Source organism: Aquiflexum sp. (assembly GCF_977115555.1).
The window spans coordinates 1-1,467 of sequence record NZ_CDSBKL010000639.1 but is presented as its reverse complement, the minus strand read 5'-3'; the positions used below and the strand labels follow the sequence as shown (position 1 = coordinate 1,467).

The 1,467-nt window shown below is 40.9% G+C and carries 1 protein-coding gene and 1 pseudogene; both read left to right on the top strand.

The annotated features are described in order from the left end of the window. Positions 1 to 576, top strand: a pseudogene (locus tag ACZFYI_RS20335) (NADH:ubiquinone reductase (Na(+)-transporting) subunit A); the annotation flags it as partial. A gap of 3 nt (positions 577 to 579) precedes the next feature. Further along, a partial coding sequence (locus ACZFYI_RS20330; protein ID WP_462525944.1) for an RnfABCDGE type electron transport complex subunit D occupies positions 580 to 1,467 on the top strand: 888 nt, incomplete at its 3' end.

Genomic DNA, 1,467 nt, shown 5'->3' with positions numbered 1-1,467 from the left:
TATGATGCTTCCAAAATTGTAGCAGTTACCGGTTCTGAAGCAAAAAATGCCGCTTATGCTAAAACCTTTATCGGTGCCTGTGTAGATACTTTGGTAAATGGAAATATTAAAAATGACCATATCAGGGTTGTATCAGGAAATGTCCTTACAGGCGAAAAAATAGCTCCAGACGGATATTTAGGTTATTACGCCAATCAGATCACCTTAATTCCCGAAGGGGATTATGAGGAGTTTTTGGGATGGCTAAAACCAAGTTCTACCAAATTGAGTTTTCATAAAGCTTTGGGCCTTCTTTCGTTCTTGAATAGAAGCAAGGAGTATGTAGTAGACACCAATGCCCATGGCGAGGAAAGACCATTTGTTGTGACCGGGGCTTTTGAAAAACTTCTTCCTATGGATATTCTTCCTACCTACCTGTTTAAGGCAATAGTTTCTGAAGATTTTGATGAGATGGAAGAGCTTGGACTTTATGAAGTGATCGAAGAAGATGTTGCGATTTGTGAATTTATCGATCCCTCCAAAAATGAATTGCAAAAACTGGTTAGAAATGGAATTGAATTATTAATGTATAGTTAACATATGAAGTTTTTACAAAATCTGTTCGATAATCTCAAACCAAACTTTGAAAAGGGAGGTAAATGGGAAAAATTTCACACATTATATGAAGGTCATAGGACAATTGCTTTTGCCCCTGACTTGACTACCGGTCCAAAAGGTGCCCAAATAAAGGACGCTGTGGATTTGAAAAGAGTGATGATTACAGTGGTGATTGCCATGGTACCAGCACTTTTATTCGGAATCCTCAATGTTGGACATCAGCACTTTTTGATGTCAGGTGAGGAAGCTAATTGGCTTGATAAGGCTGTAATCGGTGCAATCTCTGTATTACCAATTTTGATCGTTTCTTATGCTGTTGGATTGGGAACTGAGTTCACTTTCTGTGTGATTAGAAACCACCCCATCAGTGAGGGTTACCTTGTAACCGGGATGTTGATTGCGTTGGTAATGCCTCCTGCAATACCGTTGTGGCAGGTTGCTTTGGCTACGATTTTTGCGGTTGTGATCGGAAAAGAAGTATTTGGAGGGACAGGAATGAACATCTTGAACGTGGCCATGACTGCTAGAGCTTTCTTGTATTTTGCCTATCCTGCACAGATATCAGGTGATCAGGTTTGGACTTACATGGGAGATAAAGCGCCTGTAGATGGATTTTCCGGAGCTACTGCTTTAGCAGTGGCTTACAATGCCGGAGTAGAAGGTCAACCTGTTACACAGGCGTTGGCTGAACATAATACCGTGTTGGGGGATGGACTTTTCAGTTTCTCCAATTTATTTATGGGATGGATTCCTGGTTCTATTGGTGAAACTTCTACCCTAATGGCCTTAGTAGGAGCCGCTATATTGATAGGAACAGGTGTTGCGAGCTGGAAAATAATTGTCAGCGGTTTTGCAGGAGCTTATATCATG